The sequence below is a fragment of the Micromonospora sp. M51 genome (assembly GCF_018070305.1).
Classification (GTDB): domain Bacteria; phylum Actinomycetota; class Actinomycetes; order Mycobacteriales; family Micromonosporaceae; genus Micromonospora; species Micromonospora parva.
Window position 1 is genome coordinate 1 of the sequence record NZ_JAGPXZ010000493.1, and the last position, 4,726, is coordinate 4,726.

Sequence of the window (4,726 nt, forward strand, 5' to 3'; positions counted from 1 at the left end):
TTGTTGGTCTGCACCACCAGCAGTTGCGCGCCGCCGGTGACGGTGTCCCGGACCACCTCGTCGTAGGCGACCTCGAAGCAGATCACGTCACCGAGCACGGCGGGGCCGGCCCGTACCACGCCCGGGGTGCTTCCGGGCACGAAGTCGTTGCGGATCAGGTCGACCTGCTTGCTGACCATCCGGGCCACGTCGCGCAGCGGCACGTACTCGGCGAACGGCACCGGGTGGCGTTTGGTGTACAGCTGCTCCATGTCGGCGCCGGTGCCGGGGCGCCACAGGATGCCGGCGTTGCGGACCTGCCCGACGTCGGGGCCCAGCAGCACCGCGCCGACCAGGATCGGCGCGCCGATGGTGTCGGCGGCCTGGGAGATCCGGGCACCGGCGGTGGGGTTGCGCAGCGGGTCGATGTCGCTGGAGTTCTCCGGCCACACCACCACGTCGGGGTGCGGCTGCTGCCCGGCGGCGACCTGCCCGGCCAGCTCGATGGTGGCGTCGACGTGGTTGTTGAGCACCGCCTGCCGTTGGGCGTTGAAGTCCAGGCCCAGCCGCGGCACGTTGCCCTGCACGATCGCCACGGTGACGGTGGCGCCGGACCCGGCGGAGGCGACCGGCACGAGCAGGGCACCGGCGGTCAGCGCGACGGCCACGACCGCGGGGACGACGACCGGCGTCCACCGCCGCGCCGAACCGCCGCCGGACGGCGCGGTGGTGGTGGGGTTGGTGTCGGCGGGGCCGTCGAGCTGGTGGCTGTCGGCGGGGCGGTCGGTGTCCGCGGTGTCGGCCGGGTCGGTGCTCGGGCCGGTGCCGTTGGGGGTGGTGCGGCGCAGGGTGCTGACGGTGCGCCAGCCGGCGGTGACCAGCAGACCGCCGACGAGGGCGACGGCGAAGGTGACCACCGGCGCGCCGCCGAGCGCGGCCAGGCGCAGCAGCGGCGACTCGTCCTGGCTGAACGCGAGCCGCCCCCAGGGGAACCCGCCGAACGGGGTGCGGTCGCGCAGCGCCTCCTGGCCCACCCAGAGCAGCCCGGTCAGCGCCGGCCACGCCCAGCGGCCCCGGTCGGCCAGCGGCGACACCCAGGCGGTAGCGGCGCCCAGCAGCGCCAGGTAGCCGGCCTGCAGCAACGACAGCAGCACCCACGGCAGGTAACCGGTGTGCAGGTTCGTCCAGGCCAGCAGCGGGGCGAACAACGCCACCCCGGTCAGGAAGCCCAGGCCGGCGCCGGCGCGCAACCGCCGCCGGTGTACGGCGGCGGCCAGCAACGCCACCCCGACGGGCGCGAGCGGCCACACCCCGTACGGGGGGAACGCCACCAGCAGGGCCAGCCCGGCGGCCACGGCCAGGGGCACAGCGACCCGCAGCGGCAGCGGCCGACCCGCGACGACCGGCGCGCCGGTCACCCGGGGGGTGCGGGTTTCATCCTGGTCCAGCATCGTCACCGCAGCTTCACCTCGATCACCCGGCGAAGGCTACCCGCCTGATGGTCCCGCCGGCCGGGCCCCCCGCTCGCCGATCTTGCGCTTTCCGTGCCGACACAAGGGGCATTCCCGCCCACATCGACGACCGAAACCGCAAGATCGCCGGGAGTGGAGTGGGAGTGGGAGTGGCGTGGCGTGAGGGTGGGGGGATGAAATCGGGGCGCGGCTGACGCCGCGCCCCGATGCTCCCAGGCCCTTCCCGGCCGGTGTGGCGAGGATGGGGCACGACGACCTTCGGACCGACCGGACGTGGACTGGCTGCCCCCGCCGGGCCGTTGTCTACTGGCCGTGCACCTCACCCTGCCCGTACACCGGTAACCGCGGCCGGTTCGCGCCGCCCCGCCGACCCCCGCCCGCTGGACCTGGCCGCCGCGACGATGACGCTGAAACATGTCGCTCGGCCAGCGGACGAAGGGACGAAGCGAACAACAGCCGCTTCCCGTGGTAGGACTCAAAGACGGTACGTGCCGACCCCCGTCGGTTGTCAACCCGCACCCGGCCTGTCGTGTGTTGCGACACGGCGTGTCGGTCGGCGAGTCTCACTGCGTACGCAGATGGTGACGCAGCAGCGCCCTCGCGGCCGCCGGGTGTTCCTCGGCGAGCAGCCCTCCGGCGGCCAGCACGTAGTCCGCGTCGACGACCGTCGCGGCGGCGCGCGGCAGCGCCCACCCGCCGGCGTGATCGGCCAGGACCGCCGACAGCACCTGCCCGGACATGTCCGCCGGGGCGTGCCGCAACACCCCACCGGAGCCCACCAGCAGCCGCACGTCGCGCAGGTCCCGCCCGGCCCGCTCACCGGTGGCCGCGCCCCGGGCGTGCCGGCGCAGCGCCACCGTCGCGGCGAGGGTGGCGATGCGCCGGTCCACGGCCCGCTCGACGTCGTCGACGGCCAGTAACGCCGGGTCGCCCGCCCGACGCGCCGCGGCGGCCGCCAGGTCGTCGGACTCGTCCCCGGCGAGCAGCCGCTCCTCGACGGCGGCGCGCACCACCCCGGGGGCGCTCCACCGCATCCCCAGATCGCCCTCCACGGTGCGGGCCCGCCACAGACTGCCGGCGACCTCCCGGCCCGGCCCGGTGGCCCGCTCGTCGGGCGTGAGCACCGAGTACACGTCGGTGGTGGCCCCACCCACGTCGACGACGGCGAGATCACCACCGAGGGTGTCGGCGAGCACCTCCACACCGGTGAGCACCGTGTCGGGGGTGGCCGCCCGCACCAGCCGCGCGAACCGGGTGCCCCTGGACAGTCGTTTACCACCGATGACGTGACGCAGGAACACCGCGCGGATCGCCGAGCGCGCCGACGCCGGGGCGAGCACCCCGATGCGCGGCAGGACGTTGTCGGCGTCGGTGACCGGCACCCCGGCGTCGCCCAGCAACCCGGTCAGCTGCTCGCGCACGTCGGAGTTGCCCGCGTACACCACCGGCCGGCGCCACCGGGCCCGGGCCAGCCGGGTCGCGTTGTGGGTGATCGTGTCGGCGTCACCGCCGTCGGTGCCGCCGACGAGCAGCACCACATCGGGTCGGGCCGCCCGCACCGCCGTCAGGTCGGCCGCGCCGAGCCGACCCGCCGCGACGTGCACCACGTGCGCGCCCGCGGACAACCCGACCCGCCGCCCGGCCTGCGCGGTGACCAACGGCTCATAGCCGATCACGGCCAGCCGCAACCCACCCCCGGCCGACGAACACACGTACCACGGCACGTCACCCACCCGCAGCCCGGCGGTGGCCGCCGCCACCGCGGCGTCCAGGCCGTGCAGCACTTCGGTGCCTACTGTGGTCGGCGCCGACGCCGCACCGGCGAGGACACCGGCGGCCAGGTCCACCACCGCCACCTTCGTGTACGTGGAACCGACGTCGGCGCAGACCGCCAGTGTCGCGGGCTCTCCCGGTCCGCGACCGCGGGGCTCGCGACCCTGGCTCATTCCTCGCGACCGACTGCGGCGGGGACGACCACGGTGCCGGTCGCGGTGACCGCCACGATCGGCGGGTCGAGGACCTCCGCGGCGGACGCGGAACGGTCCGGGCGACCCCGGCACACCACCGCGCAGCTCAACTCCAGGGTGCGGCTGCGGGTGCCCACCCGCGACACCTGCGCGGTCACCTGCACCACGTCCCCGGCGTGGATGGGCGCGTGGAAGCGCACGTCGGCGTACCCGGCGAACAGCCCCTCGTCACCGTCGGTGCGGATGCACACCTCGGTGGCGACGTCACCGAACAAACCGAGCGCGTACGCCCCGTCGACCAGGTTCCCGCCGTAGTGGGCGTGCGAGTACGGCACATACCGCCGGTGCGTCACCGTCAACCCGAGCCGTGCGTCGGTCATGCCATCGCCTTCCGTTGCGTGATCAGAGCGTGCACCAGGTAGCTGGCCACCTCGCCGGGCGTGGTGCCCCGACCGAAGATCCGGTCCACGCCCAACTCGTCGGTCATCGTCTCGTCGAAGCGGGGACCACCGACGATCAGCAGCGGCCGCCGCCCCGCCGGCATCGCCTCCCGGAACGCCGCCGACATCTCCCGGGTGTTGTGCAGGTGCGCGTCGCGTTGGGTGACCACCTGCGACACCAACACCGCGTCGGCCTTCTCCGCCCGGGCGGTCTCCACCAACTCCGGCACGCTGACCTGCGCACCCATGTTGGTGACCTTCAACTCCCGGTAGTACTCCAGGCCCTTCTCCCCCGCGATGCCCTTGACGTTGAGGATCGCGTCGATGCCCACCGTGTGCGCGTCGGTGCCGATGCACGCCCCGACCACCGACAGCTTGCGCCGCAACCGCTGCTTGATCACCGTGTTGACGTCCTTCGCCGACAGCAACGCGAAGTCACGCTCCACCACCTGCACGGCGTCGAGGTCGACCAGGTGGTTCACCCGCCCGTAGACGACGAAGAAGGTGAACCCGTCACCCATCGGTTTGGCGTGCACCACCATCGCCGGGTCGATGCCCATCTTGTTGGCCAACTGCACCGCCGCGCCCTCGGCGCGCTTGTCATGCGCCACCGGCAGGGTGAACGACACCTGCACCATCCCGTCACCGGTGGTGTCCCCGTACGGGCGCACGATCTGCTTGCTCACGCCGCCGCCGCTTCGCGCCGGCGGCGTGAGCGCGGGACTGCTGTGCTGGCCGGTTCGCTCGCTACGCTCGCTCACGCCGCCGCCTCCAGGATGTCGGTGGCCGGGTTGCAGTAGTCGGCCTCGTGCGCGGCGACCCCGTCGAGGCCCTTGCCCCGGTCCGCGGGCCGCATCAAGATCCCCAA

General features: G+C 73.8%; 4 protein-coding genes. All 4 read right to left on the minus strand.

Annotated elements, in window-relative coordinates:
* On the minus strand, nt 1-1,430 hold a 1,430-nt coding region (lnt, locus tag KBX53_RS22870; RefSeq protein WP_210861561.1), incomplete at its 3' end, for an apolipoprotein N-acyltransferase.
* Nucleotides 1,431-2,014: 584 nt separating this feature from the next.
* Nucleotides 2,015-3,397 carry a glutamate mutase L gene (locus KBX53_RS22875; protein ID WP_210861558.1) on the minus strand — a complete coding sequence of 461 codons (1,383 nt, stop codon included), beginning with the start codon at nt 3,395-3,397 and terminating at the stop codon, nt 2,015-2,017.
* Nucleotides 3,394-3,798 carry a hotdog domain-containing protein gene (locus KBX53_RS22880; protein WP_030327602.1) on the minus strand — a complete coding sequence of 135 codons (405 nt, stop codon included), beginning with the start codon at nt 3,796-3,798 and terminating at the stop codon, nt 3,394-3,396. The genes KBX53_RS22875 and KBX53_RS22880 overlap by 4 nt, the downstream gene beginning before the upstream one ends.
* The gene (locus KBX53_RS22885) at nt 3,795-4,544 is read right to left on the minus strand and encodes an OAM dimerization domain-containing protein (protein ID WP_030327600.1); all 750 of its coding nucleotides are present in this window, start codon (nt 4,542-4,544) and stop codon (nt 3,795-3,797) included. Before KBX53_RS22885 ends, KBX53_RS22880 begins: the two co-directional genes overlap by 4 nt.
* Between the last annotated feature and the right edge of the window lie 182 nt (nt 4,545-4,726).

Bases quoted from the DNA above. Each gene is read 5' to 3' on its own strand.
- KBX53_RS22875 (WP_210861558.1), bottom strand. From the start codon at position 3,397: ATGAGCCAGGGTCGCGAGCCCCGCGGTCGCGGACCGGGAGAGCCCGCG.
- KBX53_RS22880 (WP_030327602.1), bottom strand. From the start codon at position 3,798: ATGACCGACGCACGGCTCGGGTTGACGGTGACGCACCGGCGGTATGTG.